The organism is Pseudokineococcus sp. 5B2Z-1 (genome assembly GCF_037482305.1).
Taxonomy (GTDB): Bacteria; Actinomycetota; Actinomycetes; order Actinomycetales; family Quadrisphaeraceae; genus Pseudokineococcus.
The window spans coordinates 69,929-92,311 of sequence record NZ_JBBHZG010000007.1; the positions used below are offsets into that span (position 1 = coordinate 69,929).

The 22,383-nt window shown below is 77.7% G+C and carries 22 protein-coding genes and 1 riboswitch; of the genes, 13 read left to right on the forward strand and 9 right to left on the reverse strand.

From position 1 onward, the window contains the following. Positions 1-51 precede the first annotated feature (51 nt). A complete protein-coding gene (locus WDV85_RS15230; protein WP_339571436.1) occupies positions 52-714 on the forward strand; it encodes a potassium channel family protein in 663 nt (220 codons plus the stop codon). Positions 715-805: 91 nt separating this feature from the next. Here the strand turns inward: WDV85_RS15230 and WDV85_RS15235 are convergent, their stop codons facing one another. The 3 genes from WDV85_RS15235 to WDV85_RS15245 form a co-directional block, all read right to left on the reverse strand. Continuing rightward, positions 806-1,378: a flavodoxin family protein gene (locus tag WDV85_RS15235; RefSeq protein ID WP_298803582.1), complete on the reverse strand. Its 573-nt coding sequence runs from the start codon at positions 1,376-1,378 to the stop codon at positions 806-808. Between the two features lie 58 nt (positions 1,379-1,436). Then, a complete protein-coding gene (locus WDV85_RS15240) occupies positions 1,437-2,423 on the reverse strand; it encodes an EamA family transporter (protein ID WP_339571437.1) in 987 nt (328 codons plus the stop codon). Between the two features lie 302 nt (positions 2,424-2,725). Further along, entirely contained in the window at positions 2,726-3,805 is a 1,080-nt protein-coding gene (locus WDV85_RS15245) for a PAC2 family protein (RefSeq protein ID WP_339571438.1), read from the reverse strand. 334 nt (positions 3,806-4,139) lie between these two features. Between WDV85_RS15245 and WDV85_RS15250 the strand changes: the two genes are divergently transcribed. The 7 genes from WDV85_RS15250 (at position 4,140) to mnhG (ending at position 12,550) form a co-directional block, all read left to right on the forward strand. Continuing rightward, positions 4,140-5,210 (forward strand): SMP-30/gluconolactonase/LRE family protein, encoded by a 1,071-nt coding sequence (locus tag WDV85_RS15250; protein WP_339571439.1) that lies wholly within the window; start codon positions 4,140-4,142, stop codon positions 5,208-5,210. Between the two features lie 223 nt (positions 5,211-5,433). Further along, entirely contained in the window at positions 5,434-8,592 is a 3,159-nt protein-coding gene (locus tag WDV85_RS15255) for a Na+/H+ antiporter subunit A (protein WP_339571440.1), read from the forward strand. Further along, positions 8,589-9,122, forward strand: a complete 534-nt coding sequence (locus WDV85_RS15260; protein WP_339571441.1) for a Na(+)/H(+) antiporter subunit C — start codon at positions 8,589-8,591, stop codon at positions 9,120-9,122. Before WDV85_RS15255 ends, WDV85_RS15260 begins: the two co-directional genes overlap by 4 nt. 122 nt (positions 9,123-9,244) lie before the next feature. Continuing rightward, positions 9,245-11,002, forward strand: a complete 1,758-nt coding sequence (locus WDV85_RS15265; RefSeq protein ID WP_445263361.1) for a Na+/H+ antiporter subunit D — start codon at positions 9,245-9,247, stop codon at positions 11,000-11,002. Beyond that, positions 10,999-11,787: a Na+/H+ antiporter subunit E gene (locus tag WDV85_RS15270; protein WP_339571443.1), complete on the forward strand. Its 789-nt coding sequence runs from the start codon at positions 10,999-11,001 to the stop codon at positions 11,785-11,787. Before WDV85_RS15265 ends, WDV85_RS15270 begins: the two co-directional genes overlap by 4 nt. Then, positions 11,784-12,101, forward strand: a complete 318-nt coding sequence (locus WDV85_RS15275; protein WP_339571444.1) for a monovalent cation/H+ antiporter complex subunit F — start codon at positions 11,784-11,786, stop codon at positions 12,099-12,101. Before WDV85_RS15270 ends, WDV85_RS15275 begins: the two co-directional genes overlap by 4 nt. Then, positions 12,098-12,550 (forward strand): monovalent cation/H(+) antiporter subunit G, encoded by a 453-nt coding sequence (gene mnhG / locus WDV85_RS15280; protein WP_339571445.1) that lies wholly within the window; start codon positions 12,098-12,100, stop codon positions 12,548-12,550. The genes WDV85_RS15275 and mnhG overlap by 4 nt, the downstream gene beginning before the upstream one ends. A 135-nt stretch (positions 12,551-12,685) precedes the next feature. Here mnhG and WDV85_RS15285 read toward each other — a convergent pair whose 3' ends face one another. The 6 genes from WDV85_RS15285 to WDV85_RS15310 form a co-directional block, all read right to left on the reverse strand. Beyond that, complete coding sequence (locus WDV85_RS15285; protein WP_339571446.1) at positions 12,686-14,209, reverse strand: choice-of-anchor G family protein; 1,524 nt, start codon at positions 14,207-14,209, stop codon at positions 12,686-12,688. Positions 14,210-14,256: 47 nt separating this feature from the next. Beyond that, positions 14,257-15,321, reverse strand: coding sequence for a hypothetical protein (locus tag WDV85_RS15290; RefSeq protein WP_339571447.1), 1,065 nt, complete (start codon positions 15,319-15,321; stop codon positions 14,257-14,259). Further along, entirely contained in the window at positions 15,318-15,845 is a 528-nt protein-coding gene (locus WDV85_RS15295; protein WP_339571448.1) for a signal peptidase I, read from the reverse strand. The genes WDV85_RS15290 and WDV85_RS15295 overlap by 4 nt, the downstream gene beginning before the upstream one ends. A gap of 59 nt (positions 15,846-15,904) precedes the next feature. After that, a complete protein-coding gene (locus WDV85_RS15300; protein ID WP_339571449.1) occupies positions 15,905-16,648 on the reverse strand; it encodes a SipW-dependent-type signal peptide-containing protein in 744 nt (247 codons plus the stop codon). 216 nt (positions 16,649-16,864) lie between these two features. Then, on the reverse strand, positions 16,865-17,011 hold the full coding sequence (locus WDV85_RS15305) for a hypothetical protein (protein WP_339571450.1): 147 nt from the start codon (positions 17,009-17,011) through the stop codon (positions 16,865-16,867). A 4-nt stretch (positions 17,012-17,015) separates the two neighbouring features. Next, complete coding sequence (locus tag WDV85_RS15310; protein ID WP_339571451.1) at positions 17,016-17,294, reverse strand: DUF4235 domain-containing protein; 279 nt, start codon at positions 17,292-17,294, stop codon at positions 17,016-17,018. Positions 17,295-17,537: 243 nt separating this feature from the next. On the opposite strand from WDV85_RS15310, the gene WDV85_RS15315 reads away from it, so the two are divergent. The 5 genes from WDV85_RS15315 to WDV85_RS15335 all read left to right on the forward strand — a co-directional run bounded on the left by WDV85_RS15315 (position 17,538) and on the right by WDV85_RS15335 (position 22,268). After that, a complete protein-coding gene (locus WDV85_RS15315) occupies positions 17,538-17,708 on the forward strand; it encodes a DUF1059 domain-containing protein (RefSeq protein ID WP_339571452.1) in 171 nt (56 codons plus the stop codon). Positions 17,709-17,713: 5 nt separating this feature from the next. Beyond that, complete coding sequence (locus WDV85_RS15320; RefSeq protein WP_339571453.1) at positions 17,714-18,826, forward strand: EAL domain-containing protein; 1,113 nt, start codon at positions 17,714-17,716, stop codon at positions 18,824-18,826. A 68-nt stretch (positions 18,827-18,894) separates the two neighbouring features. Then, a riboswitch (TPP riboswitch) is annotated at positions 18,895-19,001 on the forward strand. A gap of 53 nt (positions 19,002-19,054) precedes the next feature. Next, positions 19,055-19,675: an ECF transporter S component gene (locus WDV85_RS15325; protein ID WP_298803622.1), complete on the forward strand. Its 621-nt coding sequence runs from the start codon at positions 19,055-19,057 to the stop codon at positions 19,673-19,675. 5 nt (positions 19,676-19,680) lie between these two features. After that, positions 19,681-21,393: an ABC transporter ATP-binding protein gene (locus WDV85_RS15330; RefSeq protein ID WP_339571454.1), complete on the forward strand. Its 1,713-nt coding sequence runs from the start codon at positions 19,681-19,683 to the stop codon at positions 21,391-21,393. Beyond that, positions 21,390-22,268 (forward strand): energy-coupling factor transporter transmembrane component T family protein, encoded by an 879-nt coding sequence (locus WDV85_RS15335; RefSeq protein WP_339571455.1) that lies wholly within the window; start codon positions 21,390-21,392, stop codon positions 22,266-22,268. Before WDV85_RS15330 ends, WDV85_RS15335 begins: the two co-directional genes overlap by 4 nt. The last annotated feature ends 115 nt before the right edge of the window (positions 22,269-22,383 follow it).

Consider the following 22,383-nt stretch of genomic DNA (forward strand, 5'->3'; position numbering starts at 1 on the left):
CCCTGCGCGAGCGCTCGCGCCGCACGCAGTACCCCGAGGAGAGGACCATCGTTGGCTGACCGCCTGACCCCCGTCGCCGTCATCGGGCTCGGCCGCTTCGGCACGGCCCTCGCCCTCGAGCTCGTCCGACGCGGTGCCGAGGTGCTCGCCGTCGACCGCGACCCCGTCGTCGTCCAGCGGATGGCGGGCCAGATCGGCCAGGTCGTCGCCGCGGACTGCACCGACCGCGAGGCGCTCGAGGAGCTGGGCGTCGCCGACTTCGAGCGCGCCGTCGTCGCCGTCGGCAGCGACCAGCACTCGAGCATCCTCACGACGGCGCTGCTCGACGAGCTCGGCGTCGAGCACATCTGGGCCAAGGCCCTCGACCGCCAGCACGAGCGGATCCTGCGCCGCGTCGGCGCCCACCACGTCGTCCTGCCGGAGGAGGAGATGGGCGCGCGCCTGGCGCACCTCGTGTCCGGCGAGGTCAGCGACTACCTGCAGGTGAGCCGCGACTGGGTGCTGGCGACGGCGACCCCGCCGCAGGACCTCGTGGGCGTGCCGCTCGGGGAGAGCGGCCTGCGGCGCCGCCACCGCGTCACGGTCGTCTCCGTCAAGCACGCCGGGGCCGAGGAGTTCACCTACGCGGACGCGAGCACGACCCTCGCCTACGGCGACGAGGTCCTGCTCGCGGGGCGCACGGCCGACGTCGACCGCTACGTGCGCTCGCGGTAGCCGGCCCGGCGACCCCCGGGCGAGGGGGCTCCTCGGGACGACGAGGGGCCCGCACCCGTGCGGGTGCGGGCCCCTCGGGGCGTGCGGGTGCTCAGGCGGTGAGCTTGCGGCTCACCGAGATGGCGCGGGTGACCATGTGGTCGAGGGCGCCGTTGGTGACGTCGTCGACCGGGGCGTCGTTGCCGCCGCCGGTGACGTGGCCGACGCCGTAGGGGTTGCCGTCGACGAACTTCGAGCCGTCGGTGTAGCCCGGGGTCACGACGATGCCGCCGAAGTGGTGGATGGTCGTGTAGAGGCTGAGCAGGACGGCCTCCTGGCCGCCGTGCAGCGTCTGCGACGCCGTGAAGCCGGCGTACACCTTGTCGGCGAGCAGGCCCTTCGCCCACAGGCCGCCCAGGCTGTCGATGAAGACCTTGAGGCGGCCGGCCACGTTGCCGTAGCGCGACGGGGAGCCGAAGAGGACGACGTCCGCCCACTCCATGTCGTCGGCGGTCGGCTCCTGCGGGCGGTCCGTCGAGCCCTCGGCGCCGGCGGCGTCCTCGCGGCCCACGGCGAGGAGGCGGACCTCGGCGCCCTGCTCCTCGGCCGTCGCGGCCAGGCGACGGGCCATCGTGTCGATGGTGCCGGTCATGGAGTAGTAGATGATCGCGACCTTCGTCGCCATGGGTCCTCCAGGGCTGGGGGCGGCGCGCCGGCCGGCGACCGCTTATGTGAACGTTGGACTACCTGGAGGGTAGACGAGGGCGGCGACGACGTCGAGGCCGGTCGCCCGTCGTCCGCGACACGTCCTCCGGTCGGGCGGGTGCGGGGTCCCCGCGCCGGCGCCCGAGCGCCACGCCCGCGCTCGCCGTGCTGACGAGGGCCAGCGCCACGAGCTCGGCCGTCGCCAGGCCCTGCCCCAGCACCACGAGCCCGGCGATCGCGGCGGCGACCGGCTGCAGGCTCATGAGGACGCCGAAGACGCGGGTGGGCAGGCGGCGCAGCGCCGCGAGGTCGGCCCCGTAGGGCACGACGGAGGACAGGAGCGCCACGGCCAGGGCGGCGAGCAGCAGGCCCGGGCGCTCGACGACCCCGAGCGCGCCCCCCAGCCCGAAGGGGGCCACGAGGACGGCGCCGACGAGCAGCGAGACGGCCAGCCCGCCCGTGCCCGGCACGAGGCGGCCGACCCGGGCGCTGGCGAGGATGTAGCCCGCCCAGCACGCCCCCGCGGACGCGGCCAGCACGAGGCCGAGGACGTCGAGGCCCTCGCCGGCCGCGGCGTCGCCGAGGGCCCGGACGCCGAGGAGCACGACCCCGGCCAGGGCGAGCGCCGACCACAGCGCGTCCTGCGCGCGGCGGGCCTGCACGACCGACAGGACGAGCGGGCCGAGCAGCTCCACGGACACCGCGACGCCGAGGGGCAGCTGCTCGATCGAGAGGTAGAACAGCGCGTTCATGCCGGCCATGGCGGCCCCGAGCAGCGCGCACCCCGCCAGCGCGCCCGCCGACCAGCGGTGGACGCGCGGGCGCAGCAGCACCGCGAGGAGGCCGCCCGCCAGCAGCAGCCGCAGCAGGACGGTGCCCGGCGCCCCCAGCGCCGGGAACAGCGTGCTCGCGACGGCGCTGCCGAACTGGACGCTGCCGATCGAGACCGCCATGAGCAGCGGCGCCGGCACCCGGTCGACCGGCCCCAGGACGGGAGGGGCTGCGGGAGGGGGCGCGGCGCTCACCCGAGGTTCCTACCCCGGGCAGCCCCGGCGGCGGGCGGCGGGGCCGCTGGGCGGACGCCGGTGGCGTCCGCGGAGGAGGGCCACGGCGTCCGCCGCGCGCGGCGGAGAAGGGCTACGAAGGCCGCCTCTCGGGGCTCGCGCGGCGGAGGAAGGCTACGAAGTCCGCCCGCGGGAGCCTCCTCGGTGGAAGAAGGGCTACGACGTCCGCCTCCGGGGAGCCCGCGCGGCGGAGAAGGGCTACGACGTACGCCTCCGGGGAGCCCGCTCGGGGAGACGCGCGACGGCGCCTCCCCGACGGAGGCTCAGCCGCGGCTCTCGCCCTCGGGGTCGTCGCGCTCCTCGCCGTCGACCGCTGCGTCGTCCGGCGTCGCCTCGTCGGCCGGCGCGGCCGTCCCCTCCGGCGTGGCCCCGCCCTCCGGCGCCGCGGGGTCCTCGGGCGCCCAGGGGCGGTCGCGGTCGTCGCCGGAGGCGTCGAGGCCGCGCAGGTAGGCCTCGAGGTCGGCGGCCAGCTCGTCGCCGTCGGGCATCTCGTCGGCCGGGAGCGACGGCGCGAGCAGGCCCGGGCCCTCGAGCGCGCGGCCGGCGAGGACGGCGTCGTAGGTGTGCTCCATCGCCGTCACCGCGCTGCGGGTGTCCTCGTCGCCGGCGACCTGGCGGTCGACCTCGGCGAGGACGTCCTTCGACGCCGCGACGAGCGGTCCCGTCGGCAGCTCGAGGTCGGCCGTCTCGCCGAGGGCCTCGAGCAGCGCGATGGCGGCCGGCGGGAAGTCCGCCTGCGCGAGGTAGTGCGGCACGTGCGCGGTGAAGCCCACGGTCGGCAGGCCCGCCTGCCCGAGGCGCTGCTCGAGGAGCGCGCCGACGTGGCCCGGCACCTCGACCTCGCCGATCCAGCGCGGGCGCCCCGCGATGAGGGACCGGTCGCTGGCGTGCGGCGTCAGCCCCACGGGGCGCGTGTGCGGCGCCGCCCAGGGGATGCCGTGGAGACCCACGACCATGCGCACGTCGAAGCGCTCCGCGAGGAGGCGGACGGCGGCCGTGAAGCGCTCCCACTGCAGGTCCGGCTCCGGCCCCGACAGCACGAGGAAGGGCCGCCCGGCCGCGTCGCGGACGGCGTGCACGAGGATCTCGGGCATCGTCACGGCGTCGAAGCGGTCGGTGCGGAAGGTCATGCGCGGCCGGCGGTCGCGGTAGTCGACGAGCTGGTCGGCGTCGAAGCGCGCGACGGGCTCGTTCTCCAGCTCGGCCAGGAGCGTGCTGACCGCCAGCGAGCTCGCGGACCCGGCGTCGACGAAGCCGCGCAGGGCGTGGACGAGCACGGGCCGCTCGCCGGGCGTGAGGTCGGAGGTCTCGTAGACCTCGACGAGGTCGTGGGGATCGAGCATGTCCTCCCCAACGCGCGAGGGGCGCTCCTGCATCCCGGCGCCGCCGTCAGGGGCTCCGGCGTCCCCCGTCCGGCCCGCCCCGAGGGCGACATGGCCACACGTCGCCCCAGTCGCGGGGCACCGGAGGGCGACATGGCCACACATCGCCCGAAGGGAGGTCGGGAGGGCGACATGGCCACACGTCGCCCCGAGGGGAGGTGGGGGAGGGCGACATGGCCACACGTCGCCTCGAAGGGGAGGTGGGGAGGGCGACATGGCCACACGTCGCCCTGGAGGTGCGGGGAGGGCCGCGGCGCCCAGGACGCCGAGCCCCCGCGGCGGCACACTCGCGGGCATGACCCCGCCCACCGGAGACCGCCACCCCCAGGAGGACGGCGCCCCCCACGACGCCGCCCCCCACGACGACCGGCGCCCCGGCGCCCGGCCGGACGACGTCGAGGCGGGCCGCCCCGACCCCCGCGACCCGGCGCTCGGGCTGCGTCTGGAGGCCCGTCAGGTGACCTCGCCGCTGGCCCACCACGGCGAGGGCCCGGTGTGGGACGAGCGGGTCGGCGCGCTGCGCTGGGTCGACATGCTCCGCGGCGACCTGCTCTCGTGGACGCTCCCGCAGGGGTGGGACGGCGAGCGCGCCGCGGACGACGACGTCGAGCGGCACCACCTCGGCGACGTCCTCGCCGTCGTGCGCCCCCGCGAGCAGGGGGGCTTCGTCGTGGCCCTCGAGCGCTGCCTCGCCCTGCTCGACGAGGGCGACCTGGGCCGCGTCCCGCCGCGCCGGCTGCCCGACGTGTGGGACGACCCGACGATCCGCTTCAACGAGGGGGCCTGCGACCCGCAGGGGCGCTTCTACGCCGGGTCGATGGCCTACGACGCCCGCGAGGGCGCCGCGACGCTCTACCGCCTCGACCCCGACCACTCGGTGCACGTCGTCCTCGAGGGCCTGACGATCTCCAACGGCCTGGCCTGGTCCCCCGACGGGTCCTGCGCGTACTACCACGACACGCCCACCCAGCGGCTGTGGCGCCTCGTCGTCGACGACGACGGCGAGGTCGTCGACCGCCGCGCCCTGCGGGAGACGCCGGAGGAGAAGGGCGGCCCGGACGGCCTCGCCGTCGACGAGGAGGGCTGCGTGTGGGCGGCCCTCTTCGGCGGCTCGGCGGTCCACCGCATCTCGCCGGACGGGGACCTGCTGGCGGTGGTCGACGTCGGCGCCCGGCAGGTCACCGCGTGCGCCTTCGGGGGCCCGGACCTCGCGGACCTCTTCATCACGACGTCGGCCGAGGGCCTCGAGGAGGCCGAGCCGGGTGCCGACCCGGCCGCCGACCGCGACGACGACCCGCTCGCCGGGGCGCTCTTCACGGTGCGACCGGGGGTGCGGGGCCTGCGGGTGCGGCCCTTCGCGGGCTGAGACCCGCGCCCGATCGCGCCGGGGGGCGCGACCGCCGCCCCGTAGGGTGGGCCGGGACGGCCGACGGGTCGGGCGCCCTCCTCCTGCGGGGCCGCGGGCACGCCGCGGCCGACCACGGGGGACGGCGACCGAGGTCCCGGCCGGTGCGCGGCGCCGCCGCGCGCAGATCCGCACGGGTCGGGCCCCTCGGGCCGGGCCCACCGACCCGAGAGGCCGGGTGCCCGTGATCGCTCTCGTCGGCGCCCACGCCGTGGCCGCGCTCGTCGCGCCCGCCCTCGTCCGCGTGCTCGGGCGCCGCGCCTTCCTCGTCCTCGCGCTCGTGCCGGCCGCGTCGCTGGCGTGGCTGGTGCACCTGCTCGTGGCCGAGGGGCCGGGCGTCGAGCGGTCCGAGGTGGTGCCGTGGGCGCCGTTCCTCGACCTCGAGCTGGCCTTCCGCGTCGACCCGCTGTCGCTCGTCCTGGCCCTGCTCGTCACGGGCGTCGGCGCGCTCGTCCTCGCCTACTGCACGTCGTACTTCGACGACGGCGAGGAGGGCCTCGGCCGCTTCGCCGGGGTCCTCGTCGCCTTCGCGGGGGCGATGCTCGGCCTCGTCCTCGCCGACGACGTCCTGCTCCTGTACGTCATGTGGGAGCTGACGACCGTCTTCTCGTACCTGCTCGTCGGCCACCTCACCGAGCAGCGCGCGAGCCGGCTGGCGGCCATGCGGGCGCTCGTCGTCACGACCTTCGGCGGGCTCGCGATGCTCGTCGGCCTCGTCGTCCTGGCCGAGCGGGCGAGCACCTACCGCCTGTCCGAGATGGTCGCGGACCCGCCCGTCGTCGACGCGGCCACCACGACGGGGCTCGTGCTCGTCCTCGTGGGCGCGCTGTCGAAGTCGGCGATCTGGCCGTTCTCGCTGTGGCTGCCGAGCGCGATGGCCGCGCCGACCCCCGTCAGCGCCTACCTGCACGCCGCGGCGATGGTGAAGGCGGGCGTGTACCTCCTCGCCCGGCTGGCCCCCGGCTTCGCCGATGCCCCCGGCTGGCACCCCGTCGTCCTCGGCCTCGGCGGCGTGACGATGCTCGTCGGCGGCTGGCGGGCGCTGCGCCAGTACGACCTCAAGCTGCTCCTCGCCCACGGCACCGTGAGCCAGCTGGGCTTCATGACCGTCGTCGTGGGGCTCGGCGGGCCCGACGGCGCCCTGGCCGGCCTGGCGCTCGTCTGCGCCCACGCCCTCTTCAAGTCGGCGCTCTTCCTGTCGGTCGGGGCCATCGACCACGCCACGGGCACGCGCGACCTGCGCCAGCTCTCGGGCGTCCCGCGCCGCCTGCCCGTCGTCACGGCCGCCGCGCTCCTGGCGGCGGCCTCGATGGCCGGCGTCACGCCGCTCGCCGGCTTCGCCGCCAAGGAGTCCGCCTTCGACGCCCTGCTGCACCGCCCCGAGGGGTGGGCGACGGCGGCCCTCGTCGTCGTCGTGGTCGGCTCGGGGCTGACGGCGGGCTACACCATCCGGTTCTGCTGGGGCGCCTTCACCGCCAAGGGCCGCGAGCCCTCGCCGGCGCACGGCGTCGGGCTCGGCCTCGACGCGGTGCCCGCGGTCCTGGCCCTCGGCGGCCTCGCCGTCGGCCTGGCCACCGGCCCGTGGGAGGCGCTGCTGGCGCCCTACGCCGAGAGCGCCGGCGGTGAGCCCGAGGTGCACCTGGAGGCCTGGTACGGCCTGTCGCCGGCCTTCGGGCTCAGCGTCGCCTCCCTGGCCCTCGGCGCCGCCCTCTTCGCCGCCCGCCGCGCCGTCCTGCGGGTGCAGGCGGCCGCGCCCGTCCTCGTCGACACCGAGCGGGGCTACGCGCGCCTCGTCCGCCTCACCGAGCGCCTGGCCGTCGAGGCCACGGGCGCCACGCAGCGCGGCTCGCTGCCCGCCTACCTGGCCATCATCTTCACGGTGCTCGTCGTCGGGCCCGGCCTCGCCGCGGCCCTCTCGGGCGCGTGGGACGTGCGCGTGCGCTGGTGGGACACGCCCGCGCAGCTCGCGGTCGCCGTCGTGGTCGCGGCGGCGGCGGTCGCGACGACGCGCTCGCGGCGGCGTCTCAAGGCGGCCGTGCTGCTCGGCGTCACCGGGTACGGGACGGCGCTGCTCTTCGCCCTCCACGGCGCACCGGACCTGGCCCTCACCCAGGTCCTCGTCGAGACGGTGAGCCTCGTCGTCTTCGTCCTCGTGCTGCGCCGCCTGCCCCCGTACTTCTCCGACCGGCCGCTGCGGCGCAGCCGCTTCCTGCGCGCCGGGCTCGCGGTGGCCGTGGGCGCCGCGGTGAGCGCCCTCGGCCTCGTCGCGGCGGGCGCCCGCACCGCCGTTCCCGTCTCCGAGCCCTTCGCCGACCTGGCCTACGACGAGGGCGGCGGCCGGAACGTCGTCAACGTCATCCTCGTCGACATCCGCGCGTGGGACACCGTCGGCGAGCTGTCGGTGCTGCTCGTGGCCGCCACGGGCGTCGCGAGCCTCGTCTTCCTCGGCCGCCGCTTCGGCCACCTCGACGTGGAGGAGGGGCGCGAGGCCGCCGTCGTGCCCGCCGCCTCCTTCCCCTCCGCCCGGGCGGCCCGGGCCGAGGCGCCGCTCGCCCCGCCGCTCGGCGCGGCTCCGGGCGACGGCGGGGGACCGGGCGACGGCGCGGGCGACGACGCCGAGCCGCCGGACGCGGGCGTGCCGGACTCCCGCGAGGAGGCGGCGCCCCGCAGCTGGACGCGCACGGCGCCGTCCCTGCCCGCGGAGCGGCGCTCGGTCATCTTCGAGACGGTCACGCGGCTGACCTTCCACACCGTCGTGCTCTTCTCGCTCTACCTGCTCTTCGCCGGGCACAACCAGCCCGGCGGCGGCTTCGCGGGAGGGCTCGTGGCGGGCCTCGCGCTCATGGTCCGCTACCTGTCCGGGGGCCGGCGCGAGCTCGACCGCGCGGCGCCCGTGCCCGCGGGCCTGCTGCTCGGCTCGGGCCTCTTCCTGTCCGCCGGCGTCGGCCTGGCCGCGGCGCTGCTCGGGTACACGCCGCTGCAGAGCGCGGTGCGCGACCTCGAGGTGCCCGTGCTGGGCGAGGTGCACCTCGTCACGGCCCTGTTCTTCGACCTGGGGGTCTACCTGCTCGTCATCGGCCTCGTCCTCGACGTCCTGCGCAGCCTCGGCGGCGGCGTCGACGCCCACATCGAGGCCGACGCCGAGGAGGGCCGCGCGACGGCCGCGCTGTCGGTCTCGGGCCCGCTCGCCGGCTCGGGGGTCGCCCCGGGGCCCGACGGGGGCGGGGCGGGAGCCGCGCCGCCCGACCGCGAGGAGGTCGTGCGCGCCGCCGCGGCGCCGGGCCGGGGCCCGGGTGGTGCCGGCGACGACGCCGGCCACGACGCGGGGGAGGGGCGCCCGTGAGCCCGGCGCTGGTCCTCGTCGCCGTCGTCTTCGTGCTCGTGGCGACGGGCGTGTACCTCGTCCTCGAGCGGAGCCTCACGCGCGTGCTCGTCGGCGTCATCCTCATGAGCAACGGCATCAACGTGCTCTTCCTCGTCGCCAGCGGGGCGGCGGGGGAGCCGGCGCTCGTGGGCAGCGCCGAGCCGGTGCGGATGAGCGACCCGCTGCCGCAGGCGATGGTGCTGACGGCCATCGTCATCACCCTCGGGCTCACGGCCTTCCTGCTCGCCATGGCCTACCGCAGCTGGCAGCTGCACGGGCACGACGAGGTGCAGGACGACGTCGAGGACCGGCAGGTCCGCGGCCGCGCCGTGCGCGACGAGACCTCCGGCAGCTACGACCCGGACGACGAGGAGGCCCCCGTGGAGGAGCGCTCGGAGGACCGCCGGCGCGCCCACGCGAGCCCCTCGCCCCGCGACCCCTCGCCGGGCGACCGGTCGCCCGGTGACGGCCCGCGCCGCGCCGCGCAGCGCCGGGAGGAGGGGCCGTGAGCGGCGTCGGGGCCCTCGCCGCCGCCCACCTCGGCGGGACGCTGCACGGCCTGCTCTCCCTCGGCGCCGACGACGCCCCCACGGGTCCGCAGGGCCTGGGGCTGCGCGCGACGCAGGGCCAGGTGCTCGAGTGGCCGACGCTCGTGCCGCTGCCCGTGCTCGTGCCCCTCGTGGCCGCCGGCCTCGCGCTGGCGCTGGCGCGGCACCGCCGGGCCCAGGCGGTCGTCAGCACCGTCGCGCTCTCGGTCGTCCTCGCCACCTCCGTGGCGATGCTCCTCGCGGTGCAGGACGTCGGGACCCTCGTCGTCACGGTGGGCGGCTGGCCCGCCGCCAGCGGCATCTCGCTCGTCGCCGACCAGCTGTCCACCCTCATGCTCAGCGTCTCGAGCGCCGTGACCCTCGGCGTCCTCGTGTACTCGGTGGCGCAGGGCGCCGCGGACGGCGACGACGGGGCGCCCGTCGCGATCTTCCACCCGACCTACCTCGTGCTGTCGGCGGGCGTCTCCAACGCCTTCCTCTCCGGCGACCTGTTCAACCTCTACGTCGGCTTCGAGATGCTGCTCGCGGCGAGCTTCGTGCTGCTCACGCTCGGCGGCACGAGCGCCCGCATCCGTGCCGGGTCGACGTACGTCGTCGTCAGCATCGCCAGCTCGCTCGTCTTCCTCGCCGCCATCGCGCTCGTCTACGCGGCCACCGGCACGGCCAACCTCGCCCAGCTGCCCGAGCGCCTCGACGCCCTCGACGACGGCGTGCGGCTCGCCCTGCAGCTGGCGCTGCTCGTGGCCTTCGGCATCAAGGCGGCCGTCTTCCCGCTGTCGGCGTGGCTGCCCGACTCCTACCCGACGGCGCCCGCCCCGGTCACGGCCGTCTTCGCCGGCCTGCTCACCAAGGTCGGCGTCTACGCGATCATCCGCACGCAGACGCTGCTGTTCCCCGAGGGGCGGCTCGACGACCTCCTGCTCGTCGTCGCCCTCGCCACGATGCTCGTCGGGATCCTCGGCGCCGTGGCGCAGAGCGACGTCAAGCGCCTGCTGTCCTTCACGCTCGTCAGCCACATCGGCTACATGGTCTTCGGCATCGCCGTCGGCTCGGTCGCCGGCCTGGCCTCGGCGATCTTCTACGTCGTCCACCACATCACCGTGCAGACGACCCTCTTCCTCGTGCTGGGCCTCGTCGAGCGGCGGGGCGGCTCGACGTCGATGGACCACCTGGGCGGGATGGCGAAGCTGTCGCCGCTGCTCGGCGTCCTGTTCTTCGTGCCGGCGATGAACCTCGCGGGCATCCCGCCGCTGTCGGGCTTCCTCGGGAAGGTGGGGCTCATCCAGGCGGGGGTGGCCGACGGCGGGGTCCTGCCGCTCGTGCTCGTCGGCGGCAGCGTCCTCACGAGCCTGCTCACCCTCTACGCCGTCGCCAAGGCGTGGAACCGCGCCTTCTGGAGCCGGCCCGCGACGGTGGGCCGCGAGGAGGAGACCCGCGCCGACGACGACGAGGCGCCCGGTGCCGCGACGACGCTGTCCGGCGTCGGCGAGGTGAGCCAGCGGCAGGACGCCGTGGAGCGGGCGCAGGGCGTCTCGGCCCTCGCCACGGAGGAGGACGACGAGGCCGCCGCCGCGGGCGCGCTCACCGGCGCCGCCGTCGACCCCGAGCGCACCCCCGTCGAGATGACGCGCGTGCCCCGCGGGATGGTCGCCCCGACGGCGGCGCTCGTGGCGCTGGGCCTGTCCCTCACGGTGCTGGCGGGGCCGCTGCTGCGCGTCGCCGAGGACTCGGCGCTCGAGCTCGACCAGCGCCAGCCCTACGTCCGCGCCGTCCTCGGGCAGGCGGCGGCCGACCGCGTCGCGCCGACGACGCAGGTCGGCCCGGCGGGGGGCTCGCGGTGACCCGCGCGCGCCGCGCGGTCGTCCAGTGGCCCGTCCTCGTCTGGACGGCCCTCGTCTGGGTGCTGCTGTGGGGCGACCTGTCGGTGGCCAACGTGCTCGCGGGCGCGGTGCTCGGCCTGCTCGTCGTCCTCGTCTTCCCCCAGCCGCCGGTGCGCTTCCCCGGCGCGGTGCGCCCGGGGCCGGTCCTGCGCCTGCTGCTGACCTTCGCCCTCGACGTCGTCCGCGCGTCGCTGCAGGTGGCCGCCCTCGTGCTGAGCCGGCGCACCCCGACGAGCTCGGTGCTCGAGGTGCACCTGCGCACGGCGAGCCTCGCGCACCTCACCGCCACGGCCGAGCTCATCTCGCTCGTGCCCGGCAGCGTCGTCGTCGAGGTGCGGCCGGGCACGCAGAGCCTCTTCGTGCACGTCATCGACACCCCGGACGCCGCCGCGGCGGAGCGGGAGCGGGCGGCGGTCCTGGAGCTCGAGGCGCGGGTCGTGCGGGCCTTCGGCACGGCCGAGGAGGTCGCCGACGTCGAGGCGGGCGACGCCTCCGGACGCGGCCGGCACCCGCGGCCGCCGGTGCGCCGCCGCGTCGTCGAGGGCGGCGCCCGCGCGGGCCGCTCGCCGCGGCCCGGCGAGCCCGTGCACGAGGTGGGCGAGCCCGGCGAGGACTCCCCGCGCCGGGAGGCGCCCGACGACGCCGCGGCCGCTGACGAGGGCGCGACGACGGGTGGCCAGGGAGCGGACGGGAGCACGAGCGCAGGCGTGGGCGCGGACGCGAGCAGCAGCGAGGAGGAGCGGTGAGCGGGGTGCTGGAGGCGGTGGGCCTGGGCGGGGCGTCGGACGGCGGCGGCTGGTCGGGGGTGCTCGTGCTGCTGGCCGGGGCGGCCCTGCTGGTCGCCGGGCTCTGCGTGCTCGTGCGCGCGGTCGTGGGGCCGACGGTCCTCGACCGCGTCGTGGCGCTCGACGCGCTCGTCGTCGTCCTCGTCGCGGCCTTCGGGCTGCAGGCGGCGGTGACCCGCAGCACCGCGACGCTGCCCGTGCTGGTCGTGCTCGCCCTCGTGGGGTTCGTCGGGTCGGTGTCCGTGGCGCGCTTCGCCGCGAAGGAGACCCGGTGAGCGGCGGCGCCGTGGGCGCGGTCCTCGACGTCCTGGCCGGGCTGTGCCTCGGTGCCGGCGTCCTGCTCGCGCTCGTGGCGGCCCTCGGGGTGCTGCGGCTGCCCGACGTCCTCACCCGACTGCACGCGGCCGCGAAGCCGCAGGCCCTCGGCGTCGTGCTCGTGGCCGTGGGCGTGGGCCTCGCCGTCCGGACCCCCACGGCGATCGGGGTCGTGGCGCTCGTCGTCGTCTTCCAGCTCGTGACGGCGCCCGTGGCCGCGCACATGGTGGGCCGGGCGGCCTACCGGACGGGCAAGGTGCGCCGCGACCTGCTGCTCGTCGACGAGCTCAGCGACCTCGAGGGCGGCGAGGCGCCCGAGGGCGGGCTGCCCGACGGCTGCACCGTCCGCGACGGCGAGCCCGCGCCCTCCGCCACCCGCTCCGACCACGAGGAGCCCCGGCGGGCCTGACGCGGGTGGACCTCGTGGGCCGGGGCCCTCGCGGGTGGACCCCGTGGGCCGACGCGCCGTGCGCCGTCCCACGGGGTCCACCCGCGGTGGCCGGTGCCCCACGAGGTCGACCACCGGCGCGTCGCCGGGTCCGGGTCAGGGCTGCTCGACCACGGGGCCGACCGACGACGTCGCCAGCCGCAGGTCCGTGAAGGACCCGGCAGGGCCAGCGAGCGTCCGGATGCGCAGGGCGCTGACGTCATGGACCCCGGAAGCGTCCCGTCGGTCGTTGACCCGGAGGGACAGCGCTCCGCTGACACCGGCCAGCGCGGCCGCGGTCGCGGGACGGACCGCTGCGCGGACAGGTCCGACGGCGGTGACCAGCTGGGGCACCACTCCCGTCGGTGGCGTGAAGAGGGTGGTGTTGAGGGAGCTGGCGACGCCGGCGAGGAGCCCGGGGCTGTCGATGAAGCCGCCGATGGTCGTCGTGAGGCTCAGCAGGGTCGTGCCGGTGAGCGGAGCTCTGACGACGATGCTGAGGGACGAGGCGCGGATGTCGGCGGTGAGGGCAGCCGCGAGGTCGACCAGCCACTGCTGGAGCAGCGCGTCGACCTGGCCGGCGACGAGGTCGAGGAGTGCCTGGTCGACGATCTCGGTCCCCGGCGGCTGTCCGTTGAGGCCTCCTCGGGACGCGAGCAGCCGCTCGAGGTCGACCTCGACCGCACCCCTCGCGAGGTCGACCACCACAGGACCGGATCCGCCCAGTCTCCGCGACAGCTCTGCTGCGCTCTTCGTGGACGTGGTGCCGATGGCGACGGTCGCCGTGCCCCCGAGCACCGGACCGATGGATGCGGCGAGCGAGGCCTGGAGTCCGGCGACCGTCGCCAGCGATGTCCCGACCCGCTCACCGGCGAAGCGGTGGAGCTCCTCGACCTGTGGCGAGGCGAGCCGGAGCCGCAGCGCAGCCACCCGGTAGTCCCTCGTCGGACCGGCGCCCTTCTCGTCGCGCAGGCAGCCGTCGAGCACCGCCGCGGACGACAGGGCGCCGACCTGGAGCCTGAGCTTGGCGAGCGCCGGGAGGCCGAGCCTGTCGAGGTCGACGACCGCCTCGCCGGGGAGCTTCCCGTCGGCGTTCGGCTCGCTGGACGTCGTGCTCACCGCGCCCGCGTCCGTGACGGCCCCGGCCGCGGAGCGCGCCTCGCCGTCGCTCGCGGCGTACGCCGTCTGGTTCAGCAGGGCGGCCTCCTGGCCGGCGGCCGGCAGGACGACGACGGACGCCGCCTGCCCGCTCGCCACGCCGCTCAGCGCGGTGACCGAGAGGGGGGCGGCGTGCGCGTCGGGGCCGACCGAGGGGGCGGTGCTCGGCGTCGCGACGGCGCTCGTCCCCGGCGCGCCGGTGTGCTGCGTCGTCACGCCCGACAGCGCGACGACGGGGGACAGGTCCGCGCCGAGCAGCGTGCCGGAGAGCATCCGGGCGTCGGCGCGCGAGGCGTACCGGTAGGCGCGGTCGCAGTCCCGGGCGCCGCCGAGGAGCTCGGAGCGCACGTGCTCGGTGTCGAGCCACGAGGCGTCGGTGAGCCCCAGGGCCGGGAGGCCGAGAGGCCCGTCGCCGTCGGCCGCCCGGCCGAGGGCCGGCAGCAGGGCGACGGCGACGGCGAGCGCGCCGGCGCCGGCGATCACGCGCGCGCGGGTGCCATCGGCTCGGGAGCGACGGCGGGGGTGGCGGCTCACGGGGTCCTCCGGCGGGTGCGGGTGCGGGCGACGCGGCCGAGGAGCAGGCCGGCCGCGACGGCGGCCGCGGCGGCGGCCGCGGCGGGCAGGGCGTCGGCGCCCGTGCGGGCGAGGCGCTGGGGCAGGGACAGGGAGGTGGCGCCGCTGCTCGTGCCGGCGGTGTCCGTGCGGGCGCCGCTGCGCGAGAGCGGGAGGAGGTCGGCGCCGCCGGTGGAGGCGCCGAGCGGCAGGGCGCCGCCCGCGGTGCCCCCCGGCGTGCCGGCGACGTCGCCCGTGGCGCCGGGGACCCCGCCCGTGGTGCCGGGCGCGCCTCCCGTCGTGCCGGGGACGCCGGGCGTGCCCCCGGGGGTGCCGGGAGCGCCGGGGGTGCCCCCCGGTGTGCCGGGAGTGCTGGGAGGGCCTCCCGGGGCACCCGGCGTGCCCGGGCCCGGAGCGGGCGTCGGGCCGGGGTCGGGCGTCGGACCGGGTGCGGGCGTCGGGCCGGGGCCCGGCACGGGGTCGAGCTCGTCGCCGATCGCCGTGACGCCGACGCCCATGAAGGACCGCTCGCCCTGGAGCTCGTCGGGCGCGTCCCTCGGCAGCGCCAGGGTCATGAGCAGGTGCTCCCCCTGGCGGGAGGTGATGGACCGGTGCGGGATCGACGTCTGCCGCGGTGCGGCACCGAGTCGCTGCGGCGGCAGGACCACCCGGAGCCCCGACGGGCACACGGGCTGGGCGTCCGAGGTCGGGTGGAGCTTGCGCGAGACGCCCGTCCAGGGCTCCGCGCAGCCCGCGAGGGAGATGATCAGTCCCCGCGGGTGGTCGACCATGACGCCCTCCGCCACGAGCTGCAGGCTGAGGTCGCCGGTGGGCGCCCCCTCGATGCGGGCGTCGATCGTCCAGTCCACCTCCTCGCCCGGCGCGAGCCGGCTCAGGGCGTCCGGGTCGACGGTCGAGACGAGGCGCAGCACGTCGACCTCCTCCCGCGGCACCGAGCTCGCGGCGGCCGGGGCGGCGGCGAGGACGGGGGCGAGCGCGGCCACCGCCACCACGGCGACGACGGCGCGGGACGCGGCGCTCACCGGGCCACCTGCTCGTGCTCGTGCGCCGCCTCGTCCTGCCGCCGCGGCCAGACGGCGAGGACGACGAGACCGGCGACGGCCGCCGTGGCGGCGCCGAGGACGGCGGGGCGCTGGGCGGTCTCGACCCAGGTGCCGAGGTGCGGGAGGGCCCACACCACGCGGCCCACCCGGGTCACCTCGTAGGGCATGGGGTCCACGGAGCTGTTGGCGTCGCCGCGCAGGACGAGCCGGGCGCCGCCGGGCACCGCCGGGTCGGGGTCCGCCTGCACCACGCGGTGCGTGATGGGCAGCCGGCCCTCCCGGGTGACGGTGACGACGTCGCCGACGCCGACGTCCAGCGCGTCGACCTGCCGGACCACGGCCAGGGCCCCGGTCGGCATGGTCGGCGACATGGAGCCGGTCTTGAAGACGACCAGCGTGGCGTCGAGGACCGCGCCGAGGAGCACCAGCGCCAGGCACGCGCAGCCCAGCACCGCTCCGGTCGTGAGGGCGGCCTCGCGCAGCCGCTCGCTCGTCGTGCTCACGTCCCACCCCCGTGTGACGGTCGTGCGGGGCGCCGGCCCGCGCAGGGCCGGCGCCGCGCTCAGCGGGACTGGCTGGTGAAGGACCAGACGGGCGTGGCGCCGAGATTCTGGAGGGAGTCGGGCGAGCCGCCGGGCAGCGTGATGGCGAAGCACAGGTCGACCGGGGCGCCCGGGGCGTCGGCCGTGGCCGCGCCGAGCGAGAGGGCGCCGGTCGTGGAGCCGGTGGCGAGGGCGCTGCTCGTGACGAGCGGGCTGCCGAGGGCCGTGCTCGACGCGAAGGCGGCAGCTCCGCACTGCTCCTTGGGCACGCCGCTGCGCACCGAGTAGCGCAGGGCGTCGAAGAACGGCTGGGTCCCGTCCCCGAGGACGGCGGGGGCGAGGGTGACGTCCGCGGCAGCGCTGCGGATCTTCGTCCGCAGCTGCATGGGTGCGTAGACGAGGTCGCCCGGCGAGAGCGTCTGCGCCTGCAGCGGGGAGAAGGAGAGGGCGCCAGCGGCGCCCTGGGTCTCGCGGTCGACGAACTGGGCGGTGCCGCCGACGCCGTCCCAGACGTTCTGCTCGACCTCGAAGACGCTCGCGGCGACGCCGCTGACGCCGCCGTCCGCGGAGCCGTCGCCGTACACCCACTCGGTGTCGGTCCAGGCGGCCAGGGTGGCGGCGGAGCCGACGCCGAGGACGAGGCCGCCCGCGAGGAGCGCCCGGACGAGACCGCGGCGGCGCCGAGGCTCAGGACGAGAGGTGCGGCGCCAGCCGTAGGCGGCGGCCGGGCTGCTGGTGCTGCTGGTGCTGGCGTCGGTGCTCACGTCGGGACCCCCCGGTCGTCGGACCGGGGCTCTCCCCGGGTCCTGCTGTGCCAGGGGTCTCGGCACGCGGGGAGGAGGACCTGCGTCGTTGAAAGATGGATCTCCACCGCTCGGGGTAACTCACCGGGTGGGGAGACGGTGCTCGCCGCGCCCGGTCGGCCGGTCTCGTACCGACGAGACCGACTGCGCCGCAGGCCGACAGGAGAGGGCGGCGCCTCAGGTGAGGAGCTCGAGCAGGCCCCGCAGCACGGGCACCAGCGTGGGGATCAGTGCGGCGACCAGACCGAGGACGAGCAGGACGGCCACCACGCGCACGCCCCGCGACGGCCCGCCCTCGGGGTCACGGAGCGTGCGGAGGACCACGGGTTCAGTGGGCCTTCTCGAGGTTGCCGGGCAGGTGGCCGGTGCTCTTGCGGTAGTACGACGCCGCGTTGCGGCGGAAGGCGAGGCGGGCGACGCCCACGACGGCCCCCGACAGGAGGGCCCAGGCGATGGCCTCGGCCCACGTCGTCTCGTCCGACTCGGGGTTGATCGGGGGGTCGCCGCCGAGGCTCTTGCGCCACACGGCGGTGAGGACCTTGTTGGCGGCGATCCCGGCGGCCACGGCGCCCCCCGTGCCGACGACCTTCCAGATGGCGTCTCCCATGCGGCTCACCCTGCCGCCGCCCCCGCCGGCGGGCAAGGCAGGACGTCGCGGGTCCTCTCGCCGGCCCGGCGCCGCGCCCCGGCACCCGTCACGCTGAGTGCCGACTTCGGACAGCCAGTGGCCAGATGGGGGTCCCTGGGGGGACCATGCCGGGGGCGCCGTCGCCCGACGGCGCCGCCGGACCCGTCCGCCCCCCGCGCGGACGCCGCGGGAGCCGTGCTGACGGCCGAGAGGAGCACGTCCATGAAGGTCTTCCGCTGCGGCGACGTCGTGCCGGGCTGCACCACCGAGCTCCGCGGGGACGACGAGGAGGCGGTGCTCGAGGCCGTCGATCGCCACGCCCGCGCCGACCACGGCGTCGTGCCGGACGCCGGGCTCGTCGGGGCCGTGCGGGACCGGGTGCGCGAGGGGTGACGGCCGTGAGCACCGTTCCGGAGACCGCCGGGGGGCCGGCACCGGGGGCCGACCCCCGGAGCGCCGCCCGGCGGGCGCTGGCGGCGGTGCTCGCCGAGCCGGGGCTGCTGGGGTGCGCCGTCCAGCCCGTGGTCGGGCTCGAGAGCGCCACGGTGGCGGGCTACGAGGTGCTCGCCCGTCCGGCGGCCCACCTCGGGGTGGGCCCGGCGCCGCTCTTCGCCGCGGCCGGCGACGCGGGCGCGCTCGCGCAGCTGCACGTGCTCGCGCTGCGGCTGGCACGACCCCTGCTCGCGTCCCTGCCGCCCGACACCTTCCTCACCGTCAACGTCGACCCGCTGGCGCTCGCCGAGCCCGCCGTGGTCGACGAGCTGCTCTCGTGGGGCGACCTCGGCGGCCTCGTCGTCGAGGTGCTCGAGGGGCGATGGCCGGACGACCACGCCCGCGTGCTGGCGCCGCTCGACGCGCTGCGGACGGCGGGCGCGCTCGTCGCGCTCGACGACGTCGGCGCGGCCTGGGCCGGGCTCGCGCGCGTGCTCGAGGTGCGCCCCTCCTTCGTCAAGCTCGACGGGCGGCTCGTCGCGCAGCTCGGGCGGGACCCGGCCGTGGAGGCCGCGGTGCGCGCCGTCGGGGACATGGCCGCCACGCTCGACGCCTGGGTCTGCCTCGAGGGCGTCGAGCGGCGCGAGCAGCTGGCGACCGCCGTCCGCCTCGGGGTGCCGCTGGCGCAGGGCTACCTGCTCGGGCGCCCCGAGCGGGCGTGGCCCGCCGGGGACCTCGACGACGCGCGGGACCTGGCCGCGGCGGCGCGTCGCGGCGACGGCCTGGCGGACCTCGTCCGCAGCCCGTCGGCCGAGGAGCTGCGCACCGACGCGCGGGGCCGGCCGCTGGCCGTCCGCACGGCGCTGCCCGGCGGCGGCCGGCACGAGCATCCCGTGACGTCCCTCTCGCCCGCCACCGCGCCCCACGAGGCGCTGGCCCGCGCGATGGCGCGGCCCGAGCACGAGCGCTTCGCGCCGCTGGTCGTCACCTCCGCGGACGGGCGCGCCCTCGGGCTCGTGCACGTGGACGTGCTGGCCACGGCGGTGGCGACGGCGGCCCACCGCGCCGCGGCGGGCTGACGCCGCCGGGGTCGCCCCCTCCTCCGGACCTCGGCTGCGGGCGCTCGCCGCGCGGGACTAGCATCGGCGGCGGACGACAGGGGAGCGCCGGAGGGCGCTGAGAGTGCGGCGAGCGCCGCAGACCCTCGAACCTGACCCGGTTAGCACCGGCGTAGGGAGTCGGGCTCGACGCCGTCGCGCACCCGCGCGCGGCGTCCCCCTCGTGCACCGCACGGGAGGAGCACCACCATGTCCAGCACCGAGAGCACCACCGCACGCCCCACCGGACGCAGCCGCCGCAGCTGGCGCGTCGTCGACATCGTCACCTGCGCCGTCGTCGGCGTCGCCGCGGGCGTCGCCCTCTGGGCGTTCGGCGCCCTCTACGAGCCGATCACGGCCCCGCTGGCCTTCCTCGCGCCCCTGGCCGGCCTCGTCAACGGCGGCTTCCTCTTCCCCGGCCTCCTCGGCGCCCTCGTCGTGCGCCGGCCGGGGGCGGCCGTCTTCGCCGAGGTGCTCGCGGGCGTCACGTCGATGCTCATCGGCACCCAGTGGGGGGTCACCGTCCTCGTGTGGGCCCTCGTGCAGGGCCTCGCGGCCGAGATCGGGTTCGCCGTCCTCGGCTACCGGCGGTGGGGGCTGCCCGCCGCGCTCCTCGCCGGGGCCACCTCGGGCGTCGCCGTGGGCCTCATGGACACGACCTTCACCAGCTCGGTGACGTGGACCGCCGGCTGGAAGCTCATCTACATCGGCTCCTCGGTCGTCTCCGGGATCGTCCTCGCCGGCCTCCTGGCCCACCTCGTCGTCCGGGCGCTCGCCCGCACCGGGGCGCTGTCCGCCCTGCCCTCGGGCCGCACCGCCGAGCGGGTCTGACCGCCGTGCCCGCCCTCACCGCCGCGGCGGGGGCCCGCGGCGGCGGGCGGGCCGCCCACCGCTCCCCGGACCGGACGGCGGACCGCTCCTCCGGTCGCCCCGACGACGGCGCTGCGGAGCCCGTGGGCGTCGTCGCCCGCGGGTGGTCGTGGCGCCACGGCGGCCGCCGCCGCGCGGCCGTCAGCGGCCTCGACCTCGTCGTCGACCCGGGGGAGCGCGTGCTCCTCCTCGGCCCCTCGGGGTCGGGCAAGTCGACGCTCCTCGCGGGGCTCGTCGGGGTGCTCCCCGACGCCGACGCGCAGGGCCCCGGCGACGAGGGGGCCGAGGGCGAGGCGACCGGTGAGCTCCTCGTCGGCGGGGCTCCCGCCGGCGCGCGCCGAGGGCGCGCCGGGCTCGTGCTGCAGGACCCGGAGAGCCAGGTCGTGCTCGCGCGGGTGGGGGACGACGTCGCCTTCGGCTGCGAGAACCGCGAGGTGCCGCCCGCGGAGATCTGGCCGCGGGTGCGGGCGGCGCTCGACGCCGTCGGCCTCGACGTGCCCCTCGACCACCCCACGGCCGCCCTGTCGGGCGGCCAGAAGCAGCGCCTGGCGCTCGCGGGCGTCCTCGCCATGCGGCCCGGGCTCGTGCTCCTCGACGAGCCGACGGCCAACCTCGACCCCGCTGGCGTGCAGGAGGTCCGCGACGCCGTCGTGCGGGCGGTGGGAGCCACGGGGGCGACGCTCGTCGTCGTCGAGCACCGCGTCGCCGTGTGGGCCGACGTCGTCGACCGGGTCGTCGTCCTCGGAGCTGGTGGGGGGGCCGGTGCGGGGGGCGGGGGCGCGGTGGTGGCGGACGGGCCGCCGGAGCGCGTCCTCGCCGAGCACGGCGACGAGCTGGCGGCCCGCGGCGTGTGGGTGCCGCCCCGCTACCGCTCCGGCCCGCTCGTCCCGGGGTGGGACGCCCCGGAGCCCGGCGGGGAGCTGCTCGCCGCCCGCGCGCTGGCGTGCGCCCGCCCGGGCGGCCCGGTGGCCGTGCGCTCCGCCGACCTCGCGCTGCGGGCCGGCTCGGCCACGGCGCTCACCGGCCCCAACGGCGCGGGCAAGACGACGCTCGCGCTGACGCTCGCGGGGCTGCTGGAGCCGGTCGGCGGCGCCGTCCGCGCGTTCCCGGACCTCGTGGGGGACCACGGTCCCGGTCCCGCGCCCGGCACCGCGCCCTGGCGCTGGCGCTCGCGCGACCTCCTCCGCCGGGTCGGCACCGTCTTCCAGGACCCGGAGCACCAGCTCGTCGCGGCGACGGTCGAGGGCGAGCTGGCGCACGGCCCCCGCCTGCTCGGCCGGCCCGAGGCGGAGGTCCGCCGCCGCACCGACGAGCTGCTCGAGCGCCTCGGCCTCACCGCGCTGGCGCGCGCCCACCCCTTCACCCTCTCCGGCGGCGAGAAGCGCCGGCTGTCCGTGGCCACGGCCCTCGCCGTCGGGCCGCGCGTCGTCGTCCTCGACGAGCCGACCTTCGGCCAGGACGCGCTGACGTGGGCCGGCCTCGTCGAGCTCCTCCGCGAGCTCGTCGACGGCGGGGCGGCCCTGCTCGCCGTCACCCACGACGCCGACCTGGTCGGCGCCCTCGGCGCCCGGGTGCACCACCTCGCGCCGCCGGACCCGGCGGTGCCGCTCGCGCCGCGGGAGGACGACGGCCGGAGCGCCTCGGGGCTGCGGCGGCTCCTCGGCCGGAGGCGGGCGTGAGCGGCGCCCCCACGACCGGCACCTCGGCGACCGCCGCCGCGGCGGGTGCCCCTGCACCCACCGCGGGGACGACGACGCTCGGCGGGCTCGCCGGGGGCCTGCGGTCGACGCCGCTGACCCGGGCGAACCCGTTGGCCACCCTGCTCGGCGGGCTGCTCGTGGCCGCCGCCCTGCTGCTCACGGTCGACGTCGTCAGCGCGGCCGTCGCGCTGGTGCTCGAGGTGTGCCTCCTGCCCCTCGCCGGCCTGGCGCCGCGCCCGCTGCTCGTGCGGCTGCTGCCCGTGCTCCTCGCGAGCGTGCCCGCCGGCCTCGTCACCGCCGTCATCGGCCGCGACGCCGGCGCCGTGCTCGTGGGGCTCGGGCCTCTCACCGTCACCGAGGGCTCGCTGGGGCTCGGCGCCGCCATCACGCTGCGGGTGCTCGCCGTGGGCGTCCCCGGCGTCGTGCTCCTGCTGGCGACCGACCCCACCGACCTCGCCGACGGGCTCGCCCAGCGGCTGCGCCTGCCCCACCGGTTCGTGCTCGGCGGCCTGGCCGGCCTGCGCCTCGTGGGCCTGCTCGTCGTCGAGTGGCGGACGCTCGCGATGGCCCGCCGGGCGCGGGGCCTCGGCGACGCCCGCGGCCCCCTCGCGGGCACCCGCGTCGTGGCCGGCCAGGTCCTGGCGCTCCTCGTCATCGCCCTGCGCCGCGCCACCCGGCTCGCGCTCGCCATGGAGGCCCGCGGCTTCGGGGTGCCGGGCGCCGGGCGCACCTGGGCGCGCACGAGCTCCTTCGCCGCGCGCGACGCGGGCGTCGTCGCCGTCTGCGCCGCCGTCGCCGGCGCCGCGACCGCCGCCGCCGTGCTCGCCGGCACATGGGCGCCCGTGCTGGGCTGAGAGAGCCCTGCTCGCCGTGCGGGTGCGTCGTCCGTGCCTCTGCGTGACCTCGGGCTGCGGCGCGTCACACGCCGGAAACACTCCGCAACCACCGGGTGACACGCGTCGTGCACTG